Origin of the sequence: Saccharopolyspora erythraea NRRL 2338 (assembly GCF_000062885.1) — a bacterium.
Classification (GTDB): Bacteria; Actinomycetota; Actinomycetes; order Mycobacteriales; family Pseudonocardiaceae; genus Saccharopolyspora_D; species Saccharopolyspora_D erythraea.
In genome coordinates this window covers 2,347,623-2,371,449 of the sequence record NC_009142.1, presented here as the reverse complement: position 1 = coordinate 2,371,449, position 23,827 = coordinate 2,347,623, and the positions used below count along the sequence as shown (strand labels likewise).

Genomic DNA, 23,827 nt, shown 5'->3' with positions numbered 1-23,827 from the left:
AGCAGCGGCGGCGCGGCGAGCAGGAACGGAGCGTTGATCAATCCGGTCATACCACCGATGCTCCCGAGTCGAACTGGCGTTCGCCATAGCTGGATCCGGTGAACCGCCGAGAACTGAACGACGGCCCGAGCGTGGCCCGCCCCGCCGCCACCGCAATGGCCCCGGATCGATCGGCGCACCGCCCTGGTCCGATCAGCCGTCGAGCGGCCGTCGATCACTCGTCCTGCGCATTGCCGCCTCGTGCGGGCGCCTCTTACGTTGAAGGGGTTCAGACCCATGACAACGTTGTCGAACGGGAGCCAGCCCATGCCGCAGCGCCCGCGCCGAGCCTCCACGATCGCCGTCGCGTCCCTGATCGCGCTGGTCGCCGCGGGCGCTCCCGCCATCGCGCGGCCGGTCGACCCGGTGGAGGCGGTCAACACCTTCATCGGCACCCGGGACGAGGGCAACACCTTCCCCGGCGCGTCGGCTCCGTTCGGCATGACGCAGGTCAGCCCCATCGGCACGCACTACGCGGGCTGGCGCTACGACGACGCGCGCATCCGCGGCTTCGGCCACTTCTTCCTCTCCGGAGCCGGGTGCTGGGAGCAGGGCGGCCTGATCTCCACGCTGCCCACCACGGGCACGGTCGGCCCCGGTGCGGGCAACGACTTCGACACCACCAGGCCCGAGGAGTTCGACCACGAGAACTACGCGGCGGGCTACACCCACGAGGGCGAGGTGGGCGACGCGGGCTACTACCGCACCAGGCTCACCGACTACGACGGCATCGACGTCGAGGCCACCGCCGACACCCGGGTCGGGGTCGAGCGCTACACCTTCGGCGACGCCGCGCCCGCGAACGTCTTCATCAACGTCGGACAGGCCAACAAGGACAACCCGATCAGCGGCAGCGGCGTCGAGGTCGTCGACGACCACACGGTGCGCGGCTGGGTCCGCAGCAAGGGCTTCTGCGGCGGCCGCGAGTACACGGTGTGGTTCACGACCAGGTTCGACCGCCCGATCTCGTCGTTCGGCACGTGGCAGCCCGACGGCGGGCAGCCCGGCCGCCGCGCGGTCTCCGGCGAGCGCGGCCTGCGCGGCGCGTGGCTGTCCTTCGGCGACCGCCAGGTCACCGCGACCACCGCCATCTCCCACGTCGACCAGCAGGGCGCGGACACGAACCTGGCGGCGGAGGGCCTGGACGAGTCCGGCCGGCCGCGGGGCTTCGACGAGATCCGCGAGCGCACCCAGGACCGCTGGCGGCGCGAGCTGGACCGGATCCGGGTCCAGGGCGGCAGCGCCGACGACACGGCGGTCTTCACCACGTCGCTGTACCACGTGCTGCTGCAACCGCTGACCGGCAACGACGCCGACGGCCGCTACCGCGGCTCCGACGAGCGCATCCACGTCGCCGAGGACTGGACCTACTACCAGTTCTTCTCGCTGTGGGACACCTACCGGACGCAGAACCAGCTGCTGGCGATGCTGGTGCCCGACCGCGCCCGCGACATCGCGCGCTCGGTGCTCACCATCGACGAGCAGGGCGGCTGGCTGCCCCGGTGGGCCTACGCCAACTACGAGACCAACACCATGACCGGCGACCCGGTCACCCCGTTCCTGGTCGACCTGTGGCGGTTCGGCGCGCTGGCCGGCAACGAGCAGCGGGCATACGAGGCGCTGCTGCGCAACGCCGACGGGGTGCCGCCTGCGGAGTCGCCGTACGAGGGCCGCGCGGGCAACGAGTCGTACCTGTCGCAGGGGTTCGTGCAGCACGACCCGGACTTCCCGAAGAAGGGCCAGGACGTCGACCCGCACCACGGCGGTTCGGCGACGATGGAGTACGCGCTGGCGGACTGCTCGCTGTCCATCATGGCCGCCGCGCTGGGCAGGCAGCAGGACGCGGCGGCGTTCGCCGAACGCGGGCGGTCGTGGCGCAACGTGTGGGACGGCACCGTGCACGACCCCGAACGCGGGTTCACCGGGTTCCCGCGTCCACGCAACCTCGACGGGTCCTGGGTGGCGCCCTACGAACCGGTCTCCGACGACGGGTTCCACGAAGGCACCGCGTGGCAGTACCAGTGGCTGACGCAGCAGGACGTTCCGGGCCTGCTGGAGGCCGTCGGCGGCCCGGAGCAGGCCGAGAAGCGGCTCGACACGTTCTTCGCCTACGACAAGCTGCTCACCGACCCGGCGCGGACCGCCCGCGAGGAGTGGGTCATCGACCCCTACGACTACTACGGGCAGTTCCGCTACAACCCCAACAACGAGCCCGACCTGCACTCGCCGTGGATGTACGCGCTGGTCGGCCACCCGGACAAGACCTCCGCGGTGGCGCGGGCGCAGCAGACGCTGTTCACCAACGCCCCCGACGGCGTGACGGGCAACGACGACCTGGGCACGATGTCGGCCTGGTACGTCTTCAGCGCGCTCGGGCTGTACCCGGCGGTCCCGGGCACCGGGCAGTTCGTCCTGAACGCACCGCGGTTCGAGCGCGCTGTGGTGGAGCTCCCGGGTCGGCGGCCGCTGACCATCACCGCGCCCGGTGCGGACGGCGGCAGGCTGCAGTACGACGCCGGCGTGCGGGTGTCCGGGCAACCGCGCGATCAGGTGTGGGTCGGATGGGAGCAGTTGCGCGACGGTGGCTCGGTCGACCACACCCTGTCGGACCGTCCGTCGGGCTGGGGCACCGGCCCGGATGCGGCGCCGGCTTCGCCTTGCGCCGGTTAGGCAATGCCGCACGACGACTCTCGAGCAGCGCGGTCGGTGGTGCCCGCTAGCGTGTCGGCCGGGTGTTCACCGGCCGAGGAGTCCCGCACATGCCAGCAAGTCACGTCGGCGCCGTATCGGTGCTGCGCCGCTACCCCGTCAAGTCGATGCTCGGCGAGGTCGTCGAGTCCTGCGAGGTGACCGAGCGCGGGGTCGCCGGCGACCGGGCCTACGCGCTGCTCGACGTCGAGACGGGCCGCATCGCCAGTGCGAAGAATCCGCGGCTGTGGCGGGCGCTCCCCACCATCCGGGCCGACCACGACGGCGACCACGTCGCGATGACGCTGCCCGGCGCGGGCGCGCCGGAGACGAGCCTGTCGACCGCCGATCCGGCCCGGGCCGGCGCCGCGCTCAGCGCCTACCTCGGCCGCGAGGTAGCGCTCGTCAGCCGCAAGCCGGGCGGGGCGACGCTGCAGCGCTCCGACCCGGACGAGGTGCTGGCGAGCGGTCTGGACGCCGAGGTGCACATCGAGGAAAACGAGTTCGGTTCCCTCGCACCGCCGGGCACTCTGGTCGACGCCGCACCGGTGCACCTGATCACCACCGCGACGCTCGCCGCGATCGACGAGCACGCCGGCGCGCCGGTGGATCCGGTGCGGTACCGGCCGAACATCGTCGTCGACACGCCGGAGCTGGGCGGTTTCGCGGAGAACGACTGGTCGCAGCGGTACGCGCGCATCGGTGCCGAGGTGGTGCTGCGCGTCATCGTGGGCACTCCGCGCTGCGCGATCCCGACGCTGGCCCACGGCGACCTGCCGGTCAACCGCGAGGCGCTGCGGATTCCCGCGCGGCACAACACCATCACGACCGAGCGCTACGGCCGGGGCGCGGTCGCCGGGGTCTACGCCGAGGTGGTGCGCCCCGGGCGGATCCGGCGCGGCGACCGGGTGGAGCTGGACTCCGGCTTCGACGCCGCCGAACGGGTGTGACGCGGCGGATTCGTTGCCGGGGCGGGGAATGCGGCATACAGTCATCTGCGTGGTCGCGCCCGTGCTCCGGAACCCGGTTCCGCGCAGGCGCACGCCCGCTCTCCCGCTCTACGGCCAGGACCACAGGCGCGGTGATCTCGCCTGGTAGCCGGTGACGCGCGTTTCTCCCGTCACCTCACCAGCCAGCACGCCGGCGCGTTCCGCCGGCGGTCACCGTCGAAAGGCCGTTCCCGGTGTCCTCAGCATCGATCGACCAGTTCATCGCCGCGCTGCCGAAGGTGGAGCTGCACGTCCACCTCGAAGGTTCCATGCAGCCCCCGCTGCTGCTCGCACTCGCCGAGAAGCACGCCGTCGCCGGGTTTTCCCGTTCGCTGCGGGAGATCCGCGAGTGGTACGAGTACCGCGACTTCCCCCACTTCCTCGACGTCTACCGGCGGGCGGTGGAGGTGCTGCGCGACGAGGAGGACTTCGCCGCGCTGGCGTTCGACACCGCGCGCAACCTCGCCGCGCAGAACGTGCGCTACGCCGAGGTGCACTTCAGCCTCTCCGACCACCTGCTGCGCGACATCCCCGCGCCGGTCGTCTTCGCCGGGATCGAGCACGGCAGGAAGCGGGCCGAACGCGAGAGCGGCATCCGGATCCGCTGGATACCCGACTTCGCCGGGGATTACGGCGCCGAGGCCGGCGAGCGCACGCTCGACGCCGTCCTCGCGCACGGCCCGCAGACGGTGCTGGGCTTCGGTGTCGGCGGCCTGGAGGTCGAGCGGGACCAGTTCCGCGAGGTCTTCGCCCGGGCCAGGGCCGCCGGGCTGCACAGCCTGCCGCACGCCGGTGAGACCCGCGGCCCGGACCGGGTGTGGTCGGCGATCCGCGCGCTGGGCGCGGAACGCATCGGCCACGGCATCGGGAGCGTGGCCGACGCCGAGCTCATCGCCCATCTGCGGGACACGCAGCTCCCGGTGGACGTCTCCCCCACCTCGAACCTGCGCACGGGCGCGGTGCGGGCGCTGACGCAGGAGTCCTCCGGGGCGCCGTGGCAGTCCAGGGGAACCGAGCACCCGCTGCCGTGGATGCTCGAGGAAGGGCTGCTCGTCACGCTCAACTCCGACGATCCGCCGATGTTCGGCACCGACCTGAACGGCGAGTACCGGGCCGCGCACCGCATGGGGCTCGACCGGGCGGCGCTGACGCGGCTGGCCCGCAACGGCGTGCGGGCGTCGTTCCTTCCCGAACGTGACAAGACCGCGCTGCTCGCCGAGATCGACGCGGTGGACCCGCGGCAGTCGCAGCGCTGAGTGCCTGTTTGAAGCGGCACAGCCGCTTCAAACAGGCACCGCCGCGGGTGCTCAGGCGTTCTCCGGCGAGGACAGCCTTTTCGCGGCGTATGGGTGGATACGTGAGAAAAAGATCCCGGAGCCCGGTTCCGCCACCGGAACCGCCGAGCAAGGTGCGTTCAAAGACAGCCTATGGGAAACGCGAGGGGCGCCCCTGCCCGTCCGGCAGGAGCGCCCCTCGACCGCATGCGATCGTCAGACCGTGAAACCGAGCGCCCGCAGCTGCTCGCGGCCTTCCTCGGTGATCTTCTCCGGTCCCCACGGCGGCATCCACACCCAGTTGATGCGGAAGTCGTTCACCAGCCCGCCACCGGGACCACCGGTCAGCGCGGCCCGCGCCTGGTCCTCGATGACGTCGGTGAGCGGGCAGGCCGCCGAGGTCAGCGTCATGTCCACGGTCGCGGAGTTGTCCTCCTCGACGCGGACGTCGTAGACCAGTCCGAGGTCCACGACGTTGATGCCGAGCTCGGGGTCGACCACGTCCCGCAGGGCTTCCTCGACGTCCTCCACCGCGGCGAGGTCGGCCTTGGGAGCCGCCGGCTCCGGCATGCCTTCCACGCCGCGCTGGACGTCGTCCTCGGTCCGGACCTGGGTCTCGTCGGTCATGACGTTCCCACCCTCTGTGTTGGCACGAGTGTCGCTCATGACGCCTCCTCCACGCCGACGCTGGAGACTGCGTCCTTGAAAGCCATCCAACCCAGCAGCGCGCACTTCACGCGCATCGGGTACTTGGCCACCCCGGCGAAGGCGATGCCGTCCTCCAGGACGTCCTCGTCGGGCTCGACCTGCCCGCGACCCTGCATCATCTCCCCGAAGGCGGCCTGCGTCTTGAACGCCTCCCCGACGGTGCGACCGACGACCAGGTCGGTCAGCACCGACGCCGAGGCCTGGCTGATCGAGCAGCCCTGCCCGGCGTAGGAGACGTCCTCGACGATCGCGTCCGAGCCCTCGCCGTCCAGCCGGACCCGGAGCGTGATCTCGTCCCCGCAGGTCGGGTTGACCTGGAAGGACTCCGCATCGTAGGGCTCGCGCAGCCCGTGCCGGTGCGGGTTCTTGTAGTGGTCCAGGATGATCTCCTGGTACATCTGCTCCAGTTGCACAGCGCTCCCCTCACGCCACGCCGAAGAACCGCTGCGCCTCGCGCACCGCGTCCACCAGCGCCTTCACCTCGTCGAGCTCGTTGTAGAGGTAGAAGCTGGCCCGGACGGTGGCCGGGACCCCCATAGCGCGGTGCAGCGGCCACGCGCAGTGGTGGCCGACGCGGACCTCGACACCCCGGTCGTCCAGCACCTGGCCGACGTCGTGCGGGTGCACGCCCTCGACCACGAAGGACACCGTACCGCCGCGGTCCTCGGTGCTCAGCGGGCCGATGATCCGCACGCCCTCGACCGCCGAGAGCTCCCGCAGCGCCGGTTCGGTGAGCCGGCGCTCGTGCTCGGCGATGCGTTCCATGCCGACCACCGACAGGTAGTCCACGGCCGTGCCCAGTCCGATGACCTGGGACGTCATCGGCACCCCGGCCTCGAAGCGCTGGGGCGGTTCGGCGTAGGTGGCGCGGTCGATGTGCACCATCTCGATCATCGAGCCGCCGGTGATGAACGGCGGCATCGCCGCCAGCAGCTCCTTGCGGCCGTAGAGCACGCCGACGCCGGAGGGGCCGAGCATCTTGTGCCCGGAGAACACCGCGAAGTCCACGTCCAGCGCGCCGAAGTCGACCGGCTTGTGCGGCACCGACTGGCAGGCGTCGAGCACGGTGAGCGCGCCGACCTGCTTGGCCCGCGCCACCAGCGGCTCGACCGGGTTGACCGTGCCCAGCACGTTGGACTGGTGGGCGAAGGCCACCACCTTGGCCCGCTCGGTGATCACCCCGTCGACGTCGGACAGGTCGAGCCTGCCCTCCGGGGTGACGCCGAACCAGCGCAGCGTGGCGCCGGTGCGGCGGCACAGCTCCTGCCACGGCACCAGGTTGGCGTGGTGCTCCATCTCGGTCACCACGACCTCGTCGCCCGGCCCGAGGCGGAAGCGCTCGGCCTCCGCCCCGGACGTGGCGGCGTTGCTCATGGCGTAGGCGACCAGGTTGACGCCCTCGGTGGCGTTCTTGACGAACACCACCTCGTCGACGCCGGCGCCGATGAAGCGGGCGATCTTGGCGCGCGCGCCCTCGTAGGCGTCCGTGGCCTCCTCGGCGAGCTGGTGCGCGCCGCGGTGCACCGCGGCGTTGGAGGTCTCCACGTAGGAGCGCTCCGCGTCGAGCACCTGGCGGGGACGCTGCGAGGTCGCGCCCGAGTCCAGGTAGACGAGCGGACGGTTGTCCCGCACCGTGCGTCCCAGGATCGGGAAATCCGAGCGGATCGCCGCGACGTCCAGGGGCGTGGCGGTGTCCCGTGCGTTCGTGGTGCTCGCACCAGTGGTGCGAGGAGGCTGAACGGTCATGACTGCGCGGCTGCCTCCTTCTTGCCGGTGAAGCGCACGTAGCCGGTGGTCTCCAGCTCTTCGGCCAGCTCCGGCCCACCGGACTCCACGACCTTGCCGTCGGAGAAGACGTGCACGAAGTCGGGCGTGATGTGCTTGAGGATCCGCGTGTAGTGCGTGATCAGCAGGACGCCCCGGTCACCCTCGGCGGTGTAGCGGTTGACGCCCTCGGACACCACGCGCAGCGCGTCGACGTCCAGACCGGAGTCGGTCTCGTCGAGGATGGCGAACTTCGGCTTGAGCAGGTCGAGCTGCAGGATCTCGTGACGCTTCTTCTCACCGCCGGAGAAGCCCTCGTTGACGCTGCGCTCGGCGAAGGCCGGGTCGATGTCCAGGTCGCTCATGGCCTGCTTGACTTCCTTGACCCAGTGCCGGATCTGCGGCGCCTCACCGCGCACGGCGGTGGCGGCGGTGCGCAGGAAGTTCGACATCGACACGCCCGGCACCTCGACCGGGTACTGCATCGCGAGGAACAGGCCCGCGCGGGCGCGCTCGTCGACGCTCATCTCCAGCACGTCCTCGCCGTCGAGCAGGACCTGGCCGGAGTCGATCTGGTACTTCGGGTGCCCGGCGATGGCGTAGGCCAGCGTCGACTTGCCCGAGCCGTTGGGGCCCATGATGGCGTGGATCTGGCCGGAGTTCACGGTCAGGTCGACGCCCTTGAGGATCGGCTTGGCGCCTTCGTCGGTCACGACCGAGCCGTGCAGGTCCTTGATCTCCAGGGTGGCCATTTGTTTCGTTTCTCCTGGTGTGTGGAAGCTTCGTGGGTGGGCCGGGCTCAGGCGCCGACCACGGCGAGTTCGGCCTCGATGGCGGCCTCCAGCCGCTCGCGGACCTCGGGCACGGTGATCTTCTGCAGGATCTCGCCGAAGAACCCGCGCACCACCAGGCGTCGCGCCTGCTCCTGCGGGATGCCCCTGGCCTGCAGGTAGAACAGCTGCTCGTCGTCGAACCGGCCGGTGGCGCTGGCGTGGCCGGCGCCCTCGATCTCGCCGGTCTCGATCTCCAGGTTCGGCACCGAGTCGGCCCGGGCGCCCTGGGTGAGCACCAGGTTCCGGTTCAGCTCGAAGGTCTCGGTGCCCTCGGCCGCGGCCCGGATCAGCACGTCGCCGATCCACACCGAATGCGCGCCGTCGCCCTGCAGCGCGCCCTTGTAGAGCACGTTGCTGCGGCAGTTGGGCATCGAGTGGTCGACCAGCATGCGGTGTTCGAGGTGCTGGCCGGCGTCGGCGAAGTACAGGCCGAGCAGCTCGGCGTCGCCGCCCTTGTCGCCGTAGTTGACGGTGGTGTTGACCCGGACCAGGTCGCCGCCCAGGGTGACGGCCAGGTGCCGGAACACCGAGTCGCGGCCGAGGCCGGCGTGCTCGGAGCTGACCTGGGTGGCGTCGTCGGCCCAGTCGTGGATCGAGACGACCGACAGCCGCGCGGAGTCCTCGACGACGAACTCGACGTTGTCGCCGAGCACGCCCGAACCGCGGTAGTCGATGACGACGGTGGCCTCGGCGAACCGCTCGGCGCGCACCTGGAGGTGGCCGAAGGCGGTCTGCCCCTCGCCCGGGCCCTCCACGGTGATGCTGATCGGCGCGGCCGGCTGGGTGTCCTTGGGAACGGTGACGACGGTGGCCTCGGTGAACGAGCTCCACGCCTGCGCGGCGATGCGGTCGGCGGGCACGCCGCCGTCGCCGAGCCGGGAGTCGTCGCGACCCACGGTCTCGACCTTGGCGGCGTCACCCGAGTCGACCGCGACCTTGATGGAGCCGGTCGCGGTGGCCGTGCCGTCGTGCAGGCCCTTCAGACGCTTGGTCGGCGTGAACCGCCAGTCCTCCTCGCGGCCGCCAGGGACCTCGAAGGCCTCGACGTCGTAGGAGGTGAAGCGCTGCCCGCGGGAGGACTGCGGAACCACAGTCCCCCCGTGGGAGTGCTCGGTCAGGCCGTGCTGGGCACCGTCGGTGGTGGTGGTACTCGTCATCTCAGCCGACGGCCCCTTCCATCTGCAGCTCGATCAGGCGGTTCAGTTCCAGTGCGTACTCCATCGGCAGCTCGCGCGCGATCGGCTCGACGAAGCCGCGCACGATCATCGCCATCGCCTCGTCCTCGGTCAGGCCGCGCTGCATCAGGTAGAACAGCTGGTCGTCGCTGACCTTGGAGACGGTGGCCTCGTGGCCCATGGACACGTCGTCGACGCGGACGTCGACGTACGGGTATGTGTCGGAGCGGCTGATGGTGTCGACCAGCAGCGCGTCGCACTTGACCGTGGAGGCCGAGTGGTTGGCGCGCTTGGCGACCTTGACCAGACCGCGGTAGGAGGTGCGGCCGCCGCCCCTGGCGATCGACTTGGACACGATCGTCGAGGACGTGTGCGGAGCCAGGTGCTCCATCTTCGCGCCCGCGTCCTGGTGCTGGCCCTCACCGGCGAAGGCCACCGAGAGCACCTCGCCCTTGGCGTGCTCGCCCATCAGGAACACCGACGGGTACTTCATGGTCACCTTGGAGCCGAGGTTGCCGTCGACCCACTCCATGGTCGCGCCCTCTTCGGCCTTGGCGCGCTTGGTGACCAGGTTGTAGACGTTGTTCGACCAGTTCTGGATGGTCGTGTAGCGGCAGCGGGCGCCCTTCTTGACCACGATCTCCACGACCGCCGAGTGCAGCGAGTCGCTGGAGTAGATCGGCGCGGTGCAGCCCTCGACGTAGTGGACGTAGGCGTCCTCGTCCACCACGATCAGCGTCCGCTCGAACTGGCCCATGTTCTCGGTGTTGATCCGGAAGTAGGCCTGCAGCGGGATGTCGACGTGCACGCCCTTGGGGACGTAGATGAACGAGCCGCCGGACCACACCGCGGTGTTGAGCGCGGAGAACTTGTTGTCACCGGCCGGGATGACCGAGCCGAAGTACTCCTTGAAGGTCTCCGGGTGCTCCCTGAGCGCGGTGTCGGTGTCCAGGAACTGCACGCCCTGGGCCTCGAGGTCCTCGCGGATCTTGTGGTAGACGACCTCGGACTCGTACTGGGCGGCGACACCGGCGACCAGGCGCTGCTTCTCCGCCTCCGGGATGCCCAGCTTGTCGTAGGTGTTCTTGATGTCCTCCGGCAGGTCCTCCCAGGTCTGGGCCTGCTTCTCGGTGGAGCGCACGAAGTACTTGATGTTGTCGAAGTCGATGCCGGACAGGTCGGCACCCCAGTTGGGCATCGGCTTGCGCTCGAAGAGCTTCAGAGCCTTGAGCCGGGTCTCCAGCATCCACTCCGGCTCGCCCTTCTTGGCCGAGATCTCCCGGACGACGTCCTCGTTGAGACCGCGTCGAGCGCTCGCGCCCGCGGTGTCCGGGTCGGCCCAGCCGTACTCGTAGTTGCCCAGCGTCGCCAGGGTCTCCTCCTGGCTGAGCTGGCCAGAGGCGTTCGGCACCGTGGTGGGTGTGCGCTGCTCCGCAGCGGCAGTCATACGGGCTCCCCTCCATCAGGAATCGGGGCGGTCTCCTGCCGGTCCTTCGGGACCGGGCCGGCAGTCTTCGGATCGGTTCGCGCACTGCTCTCGCCGCGCTCGGAACGAGCGAGCGGGACGTGCGTCGTGCAGACCGCATCGCCGTTGGCGATGGTGGCCAACCGCTGCACGTGGGTGCCGAGGACTTCGGCGAACGCCGCCGTCTCGGCTTCGCACAGCTGCGGGAAGTCCGCAGCCACGTGCGCCACCGGGCAATGGTGCTGGCAGAGCTGCTCACCGCTGCCCACGCGGCGCGTCGAGGCAGCGTAGCCCTCCCTGGTGAGCGCGTTGGCCAGCACCTCGGCCCGTTCGGCCGGGCTGCCGCTGGCCGCCAGCGCCTCGTGGTGGTTGGCCACCAGGGCGGCCATCCTGCGCTCGGCGAAGGCGCGCACCGCCTGCTCCCCGTCGGTCTCGGCGATGAACCGTAGCGCCGCGACCGCCAGGTCGTCGTAGGCGTGCCCGAAGCGCGCCCTGCCCACCTCGGTGAGCAGGAACAGCTTCGCAGGCCTGCCCCGACCGCGCCGACCGCGAGCGGAAGCGTCCCTCGTGTACGCCTCGCCCTCGGCGAGCAGCACGTCGAGATGCCTGCGCACCGCGGTGGGGCTGACGCCGAGCTCGTCGGCGACCGCCGCCGCGGTGATCGGCCCGCGTTCCAGCAGCAACCGTGCGACCGCGTGCCGGGTACGCCCGTCGGCGTGCTGCCCGGGCGCGACCTGGTGGGCCGCGGGGCCCTGGTCGGCCGCCGCAGCCCGCTGAGGCGTTCCGGCGTTTTTCACAACACAAATGTTACCTATTTAGTCGGCGGGCACCAGAGGGCGGAGCCACCACGTGATTCGTCTCACCATCGGCGGCCCCCGCCGTGAACGGCGCCACGCGCGGCCCGGCGCGCCGTGGCCGGCGCCTCCCGGACGGTGCCCGGCGGATGGGACCGGTCGCCCGATTACGCTTCGTCATCGTGGTGGCAGGTGAGGCAACCGGAGAGACCGCGCCCGGCAGCGCCCCGGCGTCGGAGCAGGCAGACCAGGCGGGAGCGCCCCAGCCGCTGGACCGCACCGAACGGCGGCGGCTCGACGTCGTGCGCCGCTTCGGCACGACCGGCTCGCTGGTGCTGGCCGTCGGCGCGATCGGCGCGGGCGCGGCCCCGGTGGACAACCCGCTCTCCGGCGTCCGGCTGATCGGGCTGCCCGCCCGCATGCCGACCGTGGCGATGGCCTGCGCCTGGCTGGGCATGCTGATGATCGTGATGGCCTGGGTGTGGCTGGGCAGGCTGTCGTGGCCGGGCAGCACCCGGCTGGTCTCGGTGACGCAGCTGGCCCGCACCGTCGCGATGTGGGCGCTGCCGCTGGCGCTGGCGCCGCCGCTGTTCAGCCGCGACATGTACGCCTACCTCGCGCAGAGCGAGATCGCCCACCGCGGCCTGGACCCCTACGTGCTCAGCCCGCTGACCGGGCTCGGCGTGGACCACCCGCTGACCAGCAACGTCAACAACATCTGGCGGGACACCCCGGCGCCCTACGGCCCGCTGTTCCTGATGTTCGGCCGCGTCATCTCCTCGATCGTCGGCGACAACGTCATCCTCGGCGTCCTGCTGTGGCGGGTGGTGATGCTGTCCGGGCTGGCGCTGGCGATCTGGGCCATCCCCCGGCTGGCCCGCCGCTGCGGCGTGCACCCGGTGAGCGCGCTGTGGCTGAGCGCGGCGAACCCGATCGTGCTGTTCCACGTCGTCAGCGGCATGCACAACGAGGCGCTGCTGGTCGGCATCATGCTGGCCGCCATCGAGCTGGGCCTGCGCTGGAAGCGAGTGCTCGGCGTGGTCGTCGCCGGGGTGCTGCTGACCGTCGGCGGTGCGATCAAACCGCCGGGCTTCATCGCGCTGGGCTTCTTCGGCGTCTACGTGGCGCGCCGCTGGGGCGGGCGCTACGCCGACCTGTTCAAGGCCGCCGCCCTGCTGACCGCGGTGTTCCTGGTGACCATGACGGTGATCACGGTCTCCAGCGGCTGGGGCCTGGGCTGGATCGAGACCTACGACGTGCCCAACCGGCTCAAGACCTGGCTGGCACCGATGTCGGCGATCGGCATGACCGGCGGCGGCATCTCGATGCTGCTCGGGCTGGGCAACCACACCGACGCGCTGCTGGCCATCACCAAGATCCTCGGCTACGGCGTCGCGGCCACGGTGTGCCTGCGGATGCTGTGGCTGTCCTTCCGCGGCCGGATCGAACCGCTGGCCGGGCTGGGCATCACCTTCGGCGCGCTGGCGCTGTTCGGACCGGTGGTGCACCCCTGGTACCTGCTGTGGGCGCTGGTGCCGCTGGCGCTGTCGACCAACGACAACCGGTTCCGCATCGCCGCAGCGGTGATCAGCCTGCCGCTGGCGCTGTTCGTGCCCCCGACCGGTTCGGGCTTCGAACTGCGGATCTACCAGATCCCGCTGGCCGTGGCCGCCGCGCTGGTGGTCTTCGGGCTCATGGTGTGGCTGGTGCGCGGGAGGGTGCCGTGGCCGGGCCCCACCCGCGGCGGTGTTCGCCGCGTCACGGCATAGGCTTGGATTTCGTGAGCAACGCCGACAGTCCGGCCGTCGAGCTGCGTGGGCTGAGGAAGCGCTTCGGCGGCACGGTCGCCGTCGACGGCCTCGACCTGCGCCTGGAACGCGGCCACGTGCTGGCGCTCCTGGGCCCCAACGGTGCGGGCAAGACCACCACCGTGGAGATCTGCGAGGGCTTCCAGCGACCCGACGACGGGTCGGTCCGCGTGCTCGGCCTCGATCCCGCCGCGCAGGGCGAGGCGCTGCGCCCCCGCATCGGCGTGATGCCGCAGGGCGGCGGCGCCTACCCGGGCGTGCGGGCCGACGAGATGCTGCGGCTGGTCGCCTCCTGCACGGCCGACCCGCTGGACCCGGCGTGGCTGCTGGAGACCCTCGGCCTCGGATCGGTGGGCCGGACCCCCTACAAGCGGCTCTCCGGCGGTCAGCAGCAGCGGCTGTCGCTGGCGTGCGCCCTGGTCGGCCGCCCGGAGCTGGTGTTCCTGGACGAGCCCACCGCCGGTATGGACCCGCAGGCGCGGCGGCTGGTGTGGGAGCTGGTGTCGGCGCTGCGGCGCGACGGCGTGAGCGTGCTGCTGACCACGCACCTGATGGACGAGGCCGAGGCGCTGGCCGACCGGGTCGTCATCGTCGACCACGGCCGGGCGGTGGCCGAGGGCACCGCGGCCGAGCTGACCGCGCCCGAGGACGGCCTGCAGGAGCTGCGGTTCCGCTCGCAGTCGTCGCTGGAGCTGGACCTGCTGCTCTCGGCGCTGCCGGAGGGCTGCCAGGCCACCGAGCCGCGCGCCGGCGAGTACGTCATCCGCGGCGTCATCGACCCGCAGGTGGTCTCCACCGTGACCGCCTGGTGCGCCCGCCACGGCGTGCTCGCCCAGGAGCTGCGCGTCGGCAAGCGCAGCCTGGAGGACGTTTTCCTGGAACTGACCGGACGGGAGCTCCGATCGTGAGCGCCGAGACCGACAGCGCACCGCGCTTCCCCGCGGGGACCTTCCGGCCCTCGCCGGGGCGGGGCCGCCCCGGGCGGATGCTGGCCGCGCACACCCGCATCGAGGCGCTGCTCATCCTGCGCCACGGCGAGCAGGCGCTACTGACGCTGATCATCCCGCTGGCGCTGCTGATCGGCCTGAGCACGCTGCACATCGGCACGGTGCCGGAGCCGCGCGTCGACTCGGTGATGCCGCGCATCCTCGCGCTGGCGGTCATGTCGACGGCGTTCACCGGCCAGGCGATCGCGCTGGGCTTCGACCGCCGCTACGGGGTGATCAAGCGGCTGTCGGCCACCGCGCTGCCCCGCTGGGTGCTGATCTCCGGTCGCGTGCTGGCGACGCTGGTGGTCGTCGCGCTGCAGGCGGTGGTGCTCGGGGTCGCCGCCGCGCTGCTGGGCTGGACGCCCTCGCCGGTCGGGCTGCTGGCCGCGGTGCCGCTGCTGGTCCTGGGAACGCTGGCCTTCGGCGCGGCCGGGGTGCTGGTAGGCGGGACGCTGCGGGCCGAGATCGTGCTCGCGCTGGCCAACGCGGTCTGGTTCGTGCTGCTGCTCGCGGGCGGCCTGGCGCTGCCCGCGTCGGACCTGCCCGGGCCGCTGTCGGCGATCGCCGGGCTGCTGCCCTCGGGCGCGCTCGCCGAGTCGCTGGACGCCGCGCTCGTGCACGGTGCCCTGCCCGGCCCGCAGCCGGTCGTCGTCCTCCTCGTCTGGGGCGCGGTGGCGGGCTGGGTCGCGAGCCGGACCACGAAGCTCACCTGATTGAGTTACCGCGCAGTAGGGTGAGTCGCATGACGACGCTCGCCCGCCAGGGCAAAGCCGCCCTGGAACTCGTGCACTCGATGATCTACTTCGCCCCCGAGGCCGCCGACGCCTTCGCAGGTCTCGGCCTCGAACGCGGCCGGATGTCCTACTTCGCGGGCCGCTCGGCCCCGATGGGCGCGGTCGGCCCCGGCGTGGTCAGCGCCACCTTCTACAACTTCAGCCCCACCAGCATCGCCACGGCGATCCCCCGCGCCTGGGAGATCACCACGCCCGCCGAGGTCGTGGCCGCCCGCTTCGGCGCCGCCGACGGCGCGCTCCGGCGGATGCTCGGCGACGAGGAGCTGGAGTCGGAGGCGGTCGCCGAGACCGCCGAACTGGCCCGCAAGGCGTCGGCGGCGTGTTCTCCCGACGGCAAGCCGCTCTTCGCCGCGCACGCCGACCTGGAGTGGCCGCAGGAGCCGCACCTGCGGCTCTGGCACGCGGTCTCGCTGCTGCGGGAGTTCCGCGGCGACGCCCACATCGCCGCCCTCCAGCGCGGCGGGCTGACCGGGCTGCAGGCCCTCGTCCTGCACGTCGCCACCGGCCAGTCGTTCACCGAGCAGGCCGCGCTCAAGACGCGCGGCTGGACCGAGGACGAATGGGCGGCCGCTCGCCGGGAGCTTCGGGAGCGCGGCCTGATCGACGCCGACGGCGCGATCACCGACCGAGGAACGGCCCTGCGCGAGGACATCGAGGCCGACACCGACGCCATGTCCACCGCGCCGTGGGCGGCGCTTTCCGAGGACGAGGCCCAGACCCTGCTGCAGAACGGCAGCCGGCTCAGCAAGGCGCTTTCCCAGGCCGGTGCGCTGCCGCAGGGAGTCTTCGCGAAGCGCTGAGTACGTGCCCCCGGGTTGTCAAGCCCTGCGCAGAACGTGAACGGGGCTTGCGCTTACCATCGAACGCGTGCCGACGGCGTCTTCTGTTCCCGCAGTTCCGCGCAACGCGACCTTCTGGGTCCGCGTGCTCGCCCTGGCCGTGATGGTGACGCAAGCCCTCATCTCGGTGACCGGATCGGTCGTGCGGGTGACCGGTTCCGGACTCGGTTGCCCGACCTGGCCGGAGTGCTTCCCGGGCAGCATGGTCCCGGTCGCCCACCCCGAGGTCGCGACGCTGCACCAGGTGATCGAGTTCGGCAACCGCACGCTCACCGGCGTGATCGGCTTCATCGCCCTCGGCTGCTTCGTCGCCGCGTGGCGGGTCCGGCCGCGCAGGCCGCGCCTGGTGCGGCTGGCGCTGGTGATGCCGCTCGGCGTGGTCGCGCAGGCGATCATCGGCGGGCTGACCGTGCGGGTCGACCTCGCCTGGTGGAGCGTGTCGGTGCACTACATGGCCTCGGCGGTGCTGATCTGGCTGGCCGCCCACCTGTACAAGGCCGCCCGCGAGGGAGACCGCGAGCCGGTCCTGGTCATCACCCCGGCGATGCGGCGGCTGCTGGTGGCGCTGACGGCGGTGACCGCCGCGATGCTGGTCGCTGGCACGCTGGTCACCGCGGCCGGACCGCACGGCGGCGACCCGGACACCCCGCGCCTGGACCTGCCCATCCCGCGGCTGGTCGAGGTGCACGGACTGCTGGTGATGGCCTACGTGTGCCTGCTCGCCGTCTTCGGCGTGTGGCTGCGCAGCGCACGCCCCACCAAGGGGCTGCTGCGGGCCTACATCGCGGCCTGCGTGCTGGTGCTCGCCCAGGGCGCGCTCGGCTCGGTGCAGTACGCGATCGGCGTTCCCGCCGTCCTGGTCGTCCTGCACGTCACCGGCTCGACGCTGGTGATCATCGTGACCGCGCTGCTGTGGGGCGAGTCGCGCTACCGCGGCCCGGTTCCTGCCGAGTCCGCGCCGACCGCGAAGGCACCGGTCGCCGCCTGACTCCCGCTCCGGGAGCGCGTCAGAAGCGCAGCCTGCCCTTGCCCTCGCGCTCCCAGCGCCGCCACAGCTCGGGCATCTCCGCGGAGAGCCACCGGTAGAACTCGTGGACGGTGCGCAGCCGTCGCGCGCGTTCGCCCTGACCGCTGAACATCCGAAGGCCCGACTCGGTGAGCTGTTCCAGCTCGGTCACGCGCTGCATGCGGTGGCGCACGAGCTGCGGCCAGCGGTCCTCCTCCACCCGGTACAGCGCGGCCTCGCGGCCCTGGCGGGTGGTCTTGGAGATGATGCCCAGCCGCAGCAGGAGCCGGACGTTGGTGCTCACCGAGCCGGTGCTGGCGCTGAGCGCGTGGGACAGCTCGGCCGCGGTGCGCTCCGGCGGGTCGCAGATCAGCAGGAACGCCAGGATGCGCCCGGCGATCAGCGGCATCGCCTCGGTCGCCTCGAAGTGCGCCGCCATCTGCTCGATCCACTCCGGCATCGCCGGGCGGTCGGTGCGGTGCTCGTACTCGGCCACGCTCGCCCTCCAGGGTCCGTGCCAGGCGCGGCGCCGCGCCCTGAGATCGACTTTAGTCTTCGCTGAAAAGATAGGCGAAGGCGAACGGCGATGCCAGCACCCGAACGCCGCAAGTCGGTGGCGATCGGGTGGAGGGGCCGGTCCCGCGCAGCGGAGGAGACGGCCGACCAGGTCAGCAGCGGGTCCCGACGGCCCGGGCGGCTCAGCGCCCGGTGTCCGACGGCGCGGCGACTCAGCGACGGGCGCCCGGGTGCGGGCGATCAGCGGCGGGTGCCCGACGGCACGGGTGGCTCGACGGCGGGTCCCCGGCGGCACGGGGACTCGACGGCGGGCGTCCGAAGGCACGGGCATCAGCGGCGCCCATCCGACGGCACGGGCATCAGCGGCGCCCATCCGACGGCGCGGGTGGCTCAACGCCTGGCATCCGACGGCACAGGTAGCTCAGCGGCGGGCGAGCGCGCTGCGGACGGCGGAGGCGAACCGGTGCCGGGCCCCGGCGTCGGTCTGGCGGAAGCCCAGCGACGGCTCGGCCAGCTCCAGCTCCAGCAGCAACGGCCTGCCGTCGGCGCCGCGCACGAGGTCGACGCGGGCGTAGAGCAGCTCCGCGCGGTCGACCTTGAGCAGCGCCGAAGCCGCGTCCATGGCGTCCTCGGCAGCCCGGCGCAGCGCCGGGTCCGCATCGGCAGGGCGCAGTCCTTCGGTGACGAACAGCCCCGAGGAGTCCATCGCCGCCGAGTCCGACAGCATCGCGCCCTTGACGAAGGCGTGCGAGAAGACGCCTCCGATGAACACCATCGCGGTCTCGCCCTCGGCGTCCACCGTCGCCTGGTAGGGCTGGAGCACCGCCACCCCGCCGTCGGCGTGCAGGATCTCCAGGTGCGCCCGGGCGGCGTCGTGGTCGTCGGCGTCGAAGCGGGCCGCGCCGCGCGAGCCCGCGCCCACCGCCGGCTTCAGCACGAAGTCGCCTTCCGGCCACACCGGGCGCTCCCCCGGCCTGACCAGCCGGGTCGGGACCACTCCCACCCCGGCGTCGCCGAGCTCGGCCAGGTAGGACTTGTCGGTGTTCCACCGCACCACCGGAGCCGGGTTGGCCAGCGCGGGCACCGAGTCGCACCACGCCAGGAACTCGTCGCGGCGTGGCGCGTAGTCCCACGTCGCGCGCAGCACGACGAGATCGGCCTCGGCGAACGGCGCGGCCGGGTCGTCCCACGGCGCCCACGCCGCGTCGACGCCCAGTTCCGCGAGCGCGCCGGTCAGCGGCGTGTCGTCACCGTCGGACTCCGGCAGCTCGGCGCAGCTCGCGAGCAGTACCCGCGGCATCATCGGGCGCGCGGCCCGGCCATCTTCCTGCGGTGGGCGGCACCGATCTTCAGCGCCGCGGTGGTCTCGCCGTCCCACTCCGCGGCGGTGAGCCCGTCGACGGCCTCCACCACGGCCTCACCGGTGGCGACGTCGGGCACCATCACATCGCCCAGCGCGCCGTCCTCGCCGATCAGGACCACGCGGGCGCCGGCGCGGCCCAGGTTCTCCACCACGGCGCGCCCGGACTCGCCGTGCTCGCGCACGAACGCGCTGGCGGTCGCGACCGCCTTGGGCGACGCTTTGGTCTCGGCCTGCTTCTCGGGTGCGGTCATGCCCGGATCCTAGACGCGGTCCCGGCCCGGCCGAGACGGTTTCGTGAGCCAGCCCTCGGCGATCTCCCGGTCCGCACGGGAAGATCACGAGCAGACGCCGGGTTGCACGGAGCAACAGGCGCAGATCGACAGGAGGCAGGCATGCGCGCAATCCGGGTACAGGCCAACGGCGGGCCGGAGGTCCTGGAACTCGCCGAGATCGAGGACCCGAGCCCGGGCCCGCGTGAGGTGCTGGTCGACGTCGCCGCCGCGGGTGTCAACTTCATCGACACCTACCAGCGCTCGGGCGTCTACGACCTGGCTCTGCCGTTCACGCCCGGGTCCGAAGGCGCGGGAACGGTGGCCGAGGTCGGTCCGGAGGTCACCGGCTTCGCCGTCGGCGACCGCGTGGCCTGGGCGATGGTCCCCGGCGGATACGCCGAGCGCGCCGTGATCCCGGCCGACAAGCTGGTGCGGGTGCCCGACGGCGTGGACGACCGGACGGCCGCGGCCGCGCTGCTGCAGGGCATGACCGCCCACTACCTGGTCACCTCGACCTACCCGGTCAAGACCGGCGACTCCGCGCTGGTGCACGCCGCCGCGGGCGGCATGGGGCTGCTGCTGACGCAGCTGGTCAAGGCGCGCGGCGGCAACGTCATCGGCACCGTGTCCACGCCGGAGAAGGAGAAGCTCGCCCGCGAGGCCGGTGCCGACGAGATCATCCGCTACACCGAGGCCGACGTCGCCGAGGAGGTCCGCGACCTGACCGACGGGCGCGGTGTGGACGTGGTCTACGACGGTGTCGGCAAGTCCACCTTCGACGCGAGCCTGGCCAGCCTCCGGCCGCGCGGGATGCTGGTGCTTTTCGGCGCCTCGAGCGGCCCGGTGCCGCCGCAGGACCCGCAGCGGCTGAACTCCGCGGGCTCGGTGTTCCTGACCCGCCCGAGCCTGGCGCACCACATCCTCACCGCCGAGGAGCTGGCCTGGCGTTCCGGCGAGCTGTTCGAGTGGATCGGCAGCGGCACCCTGCGGATCACCGTCGGAGGCACCTATCCGCTGGCCGACGCCCGCCGCGCGCACGAGGACCTCGAAGGTCGCCGCACGACCGGCAAGCTGCTGCTGATCCCGTGACCGCCGCGCCGCCGGGGTGCCGCTGCGGCGCCCCGGCGGCCGCTTCCACCCAGGGCGAACGCCGCGTACGCGGCGTCCCTCCTGGTGCTGTGATGGCGGCGAGGAGGGTGATCGGCATGCGCGTGCTCGTCGTCGGCGGAACCTGTTCATCGGCCGCAGGATCACCGAGGAGCTGGCCGCCCGTGGCGACGAGGTGCTCGTCGCGCACCGGGGCAGGCACACCCCCGAGAACCGGGTCGCGGTGCGGCAGCTGCACGTGGGCCGCGCGGACTTCGCGAGCGCCGCGGAGCGGATCCGCGAGTTCGCCCCCGCCGCCGTCGTGGACACCCTCGCAATGACCAGGGCCGACGCCGAAGCGGTGCTGCCTCACCTTCCCGACGGGCCGATCGTCGTGCTCACGTGTACAGCGCGTACGAACTGGCCCTCGCCGGTGGCGGCGGCATCCCGGTACCGATCACCGAGGACTCCCCGCTTCGGCAGGGGCGCTACCCGCACCGGGGCGCGCCGGGCGTCTATGGCTACGACGTCGACATGGACGCCTGCGAAAAGCTCGACGTGGAACCGCCATCCCGGCCGCATCGACTTCGACCTCGTCCGCGACCTGCTCAGGGCCACCGCCGCCACCACCGGCGAGGTGTGCTGAGCGCAACGACACTACGTCGGGTGGCCCGTACGAACGAGTGGCGAGCGCTCGACAAGCGGCAGCGGCACGTGCTCATGTGCACGCTGACCGTCAACATGCTGCTGTTCTTCGACCAGACCTCGGTCGCGGTCGCGCTGTCGGCGCTGCAGCGCGAGTTCGGCGCCTCGGCGACCCGGTTGCAGTGGACGATCACCGCCTACCTGCTGGCGCTTTCGGTGCTGATGGTCGCGGCGGGGCGGCTCGCCGACCGGTTCGGCCGCAGGCGGATGCTGCTGGCCGGTCTCGCCGTGTTCGGTCTCGCCTCCGCCGCCTGTGCCGCGGCACCCGGCCTCGATTTCCTCATCGGCGCCCGGTTCGCCCAGGGTGTCGGCGGGGCGATCATGCAGCCGCTGGCGCTGGCGGCCACTTCCAGGGACGTCGGTGCGCGGCACCGCGGCTGGGCCGTGGGGCTGCTGTCCACCGGCGGCACCACGTTCCTCACTGCGGGCCCGCTGATCTCCGGAGCGCTGCTGGAGGTGGCGAGCTGGCGTTGGCTGTTCGTGATGAACCTGCCCGTCGTGGTGTTCGCCTTCCACCAGGGGCGCCGCTGGCTGCTTCCGTCCCGCGAACCCGACCCGCGGCCGGTCGAGGCCGGCGCGCTGGTGCTGCTGTCGTCCGGCCTCGCGACGCTGGTCGTGGGGGTCGCTCAGTTCACCGACTGGGGATGGGCGGCGCTCGTGCCGGTGCTGGCCGGAGTGCTGCTGCTGGGGCTGCTGGTCCGGTACGAGCTGCGGTCGCCGCACCCGCTGGTCCCGGTCGCGCTGATGGTCCGCAACCGCGCGTTGGTCGCCTCGCTGGTCGCTTTGTTCGCCATCCAGTTCGCGGTCCTGGGCAACGCCGTCTACCTGGTGCTCTTCCTCCAGCACGGACTGGGCGAGAGCGCGTTCACCGCCGGTCTGGTGCTCGCGCTGGCCGGGATCTTCACCCCGCTGCTGTCGCTGACCACGGGAACGCTGACCGACCGGCACGGGCCGTGGAAGCTGGTCGTGGGCGGACTCGTCCTGGCCACCGCGGGGCTGTGCTGGTTGGGGATGCTCGCGCCACGCGCCGGACTGCTCGCGCTGGTGCCCGGACTGCTCGCGTTCAGCCTCTCGCGGCCCGCGGTGTTCACCCCGGCCAGCACGGGCGCCTTCACGACCACCCCGGTGGAGCGGCGCGGCCTGGCCAGCGGGCTGGTGACCGAGGCCCGCCAGCTGGGCGGGCTGTTCGGCGTCGCGGTCTGCGGTGCGGTGTTCATCGCCGTGCACGGCACCGACCTCACCGAACCGGCGAGACTCGCGGGCGGCTTCGAGGCCGCGATGCTGCTGGCCTCGGCAGTCACGGCCGTCGCAGCGCTGGCGGTGACCGCGGTGCTGCGGAAAGGGCGCTAGAACGGCCAGCCGAGCACCGGCAGGCTCAGCGCCGAGTCCACCGCCAGCGCCACGCACACGATCATCAGGTACGTGTTCGACAGGTGGAACAGCTTCAGCGGCTTGGTCGGCTCGCCGCGGCGGGTCTGAGCGTGGAGGCGGTGCGCGAGGACGAGGAACCAGGCACCCGCGGCAATCGCGAACGCCGTGTAGAGCCAGCCGGTCGCCGGGGCCAGCAGCAGCGTCCACAGCACCATCAGCCAGGTGAACACCACGATCTGGCGGGAGACGTAGGTCGGGCGGGCGACCACCGGCAGCATCGGCACCCCGGCGCGCTCGTAGTCGTCGCGGTACTTCATCGCCAGCGACCAGGTGTGCGGCGGCGTCCAGAAGAAGATGATCCCGAACATCACCAGCGCGGGCCAGTCCACCCGCCCGGTCACCCCGGCCCAGCCGATGACCACCGGCATGCAGCCCGCGGCCCCGCCCCAGACGATGTTCTGGGCCGTGCGGCGCTTGAGCACCAGCGTGTAGACGAAGACGTAGAACAGGATCGTGGCGACCGCCAGCACCGCCGACAGCAGGTTCGTGGTCGCCCACAGCCAGCCGAAGGAGCCCGCGCCGAGCGCGATGCCGAAGACCAGCGCGTGCCGGTTCGACACGGTGTGGCGCACCAGCGGCCGGGCGCGCGTGCGCTTCATCACCTGGTCGATGTCGGCGTCGGCGACGCAGTTGAGCGCGTTGGCGCTGCCCGCGGCCATCGTGCCGCCGACCAGCGTGGCGATCACCAGCCACGGCGACGGGATGCCGCGCGCCGCCAGCAGCATGGCCGGGATCGTGGTCACCAGCAGCAGCTCGATGACGCGCGGCTTGATCAGCCCGGCGTAGGCCTTCAGCAGCTCGGCGGGGCGCCGGGCGTGCCGGGCCTGGGGGGCGTCGACGGCGGTGGTCACGACGCTGCGCTCACCGACGGCATGGAACTCCTTGGTCACTTCGGCGGAGGTTCGCGCCGGAGCGGGGGCGCAGTGGGCACCTGCGGCGCGGACCCAATGAATAGTAGGCGCGCTACCTGAGCGCGCCTCGATCGGGTGGCACGCGGTGGCTACCCTGCCACCGGCGCGAGAACCGGTGGCACCGGTCACGGCTGCTCGCTGGGTATTCTCGACGCCGTTCCCGCTGCCGGCACCAGGTGCGGGGCGCGGCACGGACGGCGGCCGGGTTCCCCGCACGGCGGGTCCGCACGGCCGCGTCCGCGTTCGGGGCGCGAGCAGGGGCGAGCTGCGCTGCACGTTCGGCGACGCGGGAGACGACATCAATCCAGACGGGTCGCCAGGTCCCTGATCGGACATGACTAGGCTGCCCGTCGGACGAGGGATAACAGCGGTTCGGAT

General features: G+C 72.0%; 22 protein-coding genes. 11 read left to right on the top strand and 11 right to left on the bottom strand.

Annotated elements, in window-relative coordinates:
* The first annotated feature begins 306 nt into the window (after positions 1-306).
* The 3 genes from SACE_RS10675 (at position 307) to add (ending at position 4,972) form a co-directional block, all read left to right on the top strand.
* Complete coding sequence (locus tag SACE_RS10675) at positions 307-2,709, top strand: GH92 family glycosyl hydrolase (protein WP_011873591.1); 2,403 nt, start codon at positions 307-309, stop codon at positions 2,707-2,709.
* 89 nt (positions 2,710-2,798) lie between these two features.
* Positions 2,799-3,677: an MOSC domain-containing protein gene (locus SACE_RS10670; RefSeq protein WP_011873590.1), complete on the top strand. Its 879-nt coding sequence runs from the start codon at positions 2,799-2,801 to the stop codon at positions 3,675-3,677.
* 233 nt (positions 3,678-3,910) lie between these two features.
* On the top strand, positions 3,911-4,972 hold the full coding sequence (gene add / locus SACE_RS10665) for an adenosine deaminase (RefSeq protein ID WP_009942942.1): 1,062 nt from the start codon (positions 3,911-3,913) through the stop codon (positions 4,970-4,972).
* Positions 4,973-5,206: 234 nt separating this feature from the next.
* On the opposite strand, the gene SACE_RS10660 is transcribed toward add, so the two are convergent.
* The 7 genes from SACE_RS10660 to SACE_RS10630 all read right to left on the bottom strand — a co-directional run bounded on the left by SACE_RS10660 (position 5,207) and on the right by SACE_RS10630 (position 11,732).
* Positions 5,207-5,560 (bottom strand): metal-sulfur cluster assembly factor, encoded by a 354-nt coding sequence (locus tag SACE_RS10660; RefSeq protein WP_425328973.1) that lies wholly within the window; start codon positions 5,558-5,560, stop codon positions 5,207-5,209.
* Positions 5,561-5,652: 92 nt separating this feature from the next.
* Positions 5,653-6,111 carry a Fe-S cluster assembly sulfur transfer protein SufU gene (gene sufU / locus SACE_RS10655; protein ID WP_009942944.1) on the bottom strand — a complete coding sequence of 153 codons (459 nt, stop codon included), beginning with the start codon at positions 6,109-6,111 and terminating at the stop codon, positions 5,653-5,655.
* A 10-nt stretch (positions 6,112-6,121) separates the two neighbouring features.
* Complete coding sequence (locus SACE_RS10650) at positions 6,122-7,444, bottom strand: cysteine desulfurase (protein WP_009942945.1); 1,323 nt, start codon at positions 7,442-7,444, stop codon at positions 6,122-6,124.
* A complete protein-coding gene (gene sufC, locus SACE_RS10645) occupies positions 7,441-8,214 on the bottom strand; it encodes a Fe-S cluster assembly ATPase SufC (RefSeq protein ID WP_009942946.1) in 774 nt (257 codons plus the stop codon). Before sufC ends, SACE_RS10650 begins: the two co-directional genes overlap by 4 nt.
* Before the next feature lie 47 nt (positions 8,215-8,261).
* On the bottom strand, positions 8,262-9,452 hold the full coding sequence (sufD, locus tag SACE_RS10640) for a Fe-S cluster assembly protein SufD (protein WP_009942947.1): 1,191 nt from the start codon (positions 9,450-9,452) through the stop codon (positions 8,262-8,264).
* A 1-nt stretch (position 9,453) separates the two neighbouring features.
* Positions 9,454-10,917 carry a Fe-S cluster assembly protein SufB gene (gene sufB, locus SACE_RS10635; RefSeq protein ID WP_009942948.1) on the bottom strand — a complete coding sequence of 488 codons (1,464 nt, stop codon included), beginning with the start codon at positions 10,915-10,917 and terminating at the stop codon, positions 9,454-9,456.
* Complete coding sequence (locus SACE_RS10630; protein ID WP_009942949.1) at positions 10,914-11,732, bottom strand: helix-turn-helix transcriptional regulator; 819 nt, start codon at positions 11,730-11,732, stop codon at positions 10,914-10,916. The genes sufB and SACE_RS10630 overlap by 4 nt, the downstream gene beginning before the upstream one ends.
* A gap of 179 nt (positions 11,733-11,911) precedes the next feature.
* On the opposite strand from SACE_RS10630, the gene mptB reads away from it, so the two are divergent.
* From mptB to SACE_RS10605, 5 genes are all read left to right on the top strand, one after another.
* Positions 11,912-13,498 carry a polyprenol phosphomannose-dependent alpha 1,6 mannosyltransferase MptB gene (mptB, locus tag SACE_RS10625; protein WP_011873588.1) on the top strand — a complete coding sequence of 529 codons (1,587 nt, stop codon included), beginning with the start codon at positions 11,912-11,914 and terminating at the stop codon, positions 13,496-13,498.
* An 11-nt stretch (positions 13,499-13,509) separates the two neighbouring features.
* Complete coding sequence (locus SACE_RS10620; protein ID WP_011873587.1) at positions 13,510-14,445, top strand: ABC transporter ATP-binding protein; 936 nt, start codon at positions 13,510-13,512, stop codon at positions 14,443-14,445.
* Between the two features lie 77 nt (positions 14,446-14,522).
* A complete protein-coding gene (locus tag SACE_RS10615; protein ID WP_011873586.1) occupies positions 14,523-15,239 on the top strand; it encodes an ABC transporter permease in 717 nt (238 codons plus the stop codon).
* 29 nt (positions 15,240-15,268) lie between these two features.
* The gene (locus tag SACE_RS10610) at positions 15,269-16,120 is read left to right on the top strand and encodes an SCO6745 family protein (protein WP_009942953.1); all 852 of its coding nucleotides are present in this window, start codon (positions 15,269-15,271) and stop codon (positions 16,118-16,120) included.
* A gap of 67 nt (positions 16,121-16,187) precedes the next feature.
* A complete protein-coding gene (locus tag SACE_RS10605) occupies positions 16,188-17,147 on the top strand; it encodes a COX15/CtaA family protein (RefSeq protein WP_269453535.1) in 960 nt (319 codons plus the stop codon).
* 19 nt (positions 17,148-17,166) lie between these two features.
* On the opposite strand, the gene SACE_RS10600 is transcribed toward SACE_RS10605, so the two are convergent.
* From SACE_RS10600 to SACE_RS10590, 3 genes are all read right to left on the bottom strand, one after another.
* The gene (locus tag SACE_RS10600) at positions 17,167-17,661 is read right to left on the bottom strand and encodes a GbsR/MarR family transcriptional regulator (RefSeq protein ID WP_009942955.1); all 495 of its coding nucleotides are present in this window, start codon (positions 17,659-17,661) and stop codon (positions 17,167-17,169) included.
* Positions 17,662-18,102: 441 nt separating this feature from the next.
* Entirely contained in the window at positions 18,103-18,984 is an 882-nt protein-coding gene (locus SACE_RS10595) for an ATP-grasp domain-containing protein (protein ID WP_009942956.1), read from the bottom strand.
* Positions 18,981-19,295, bottom strand: coding sequence for a hypothetical protein (locus tag SACE_RS10590; RefSeq protein ID WP_009942957.1), 315 nt, complete (start codon positions 19,293-19,295; stop codon positions 18,981-18,983). Before SACE_RS10590 ends, SACE_RS10595 begins: the two co-directional genes overlap by 4 nt.
* 141 nt (positions 19,296-19,436) lie before the next feature.
* On the opposite strand from SACE_RS10590, the gene SACE_RS10585 reads away from it, so the two are divergent.
* The 3 genes from SACE_RS10585 to SACE_RS10575 all read left to right on the top strand — a co-directional run bounded on the left by SACE_RS10585 (position 19,437) and on the right by SACE_RS10575 (position 22,457).
* Positions 19,437-20,405 (top strand): quinone oxidoreductase family protein, encoded by a 969-nt coding sequence (locus SACE_RS10585; RefSeq protein WP_009942958.1) that lies wholly within the window; start codon positions 19,437-19,439, stop codon positions 20,403-20,405.
* A gap of 193 nt (positions 20,406-20,598) precedes the next feature.
* Entirely contained in the window at positions 20,599-21,048 is a 450-nt protein-coding gene (locus SACE_RS10580; protein WP_009942959.1) for a hypothetical protein, read from the top strand.
* A 20-nt stretch (positions 21,049-21,068) separates the two neighbouring features.
* A complete protein-coding gene (locus SACE_RS10575; protein WP_009942960.1) occupies positions 21,069-22,457 on the top strand; it encodes an MFS transporter in 1,389 nt (462 codons plus the stop codon).
* Here the strand turns inward: SACE_RS10575 and SACE_RS10570 are convergent.
* A complete protein-coding gene (locus tag SACE_RS10570) occupies positions 22,454-23,428 on the bottom strand; it encodes a heme o synthase (protein ID WP_009942961.1) in 975 nt (324 codons plus the stop codon). The genes SACE_RS10575 and SACE_RS10570 overlap by 4 nt on opposite strands.
* Positions 23,429-23,827 lie beyond the last annotated feature (399 nt).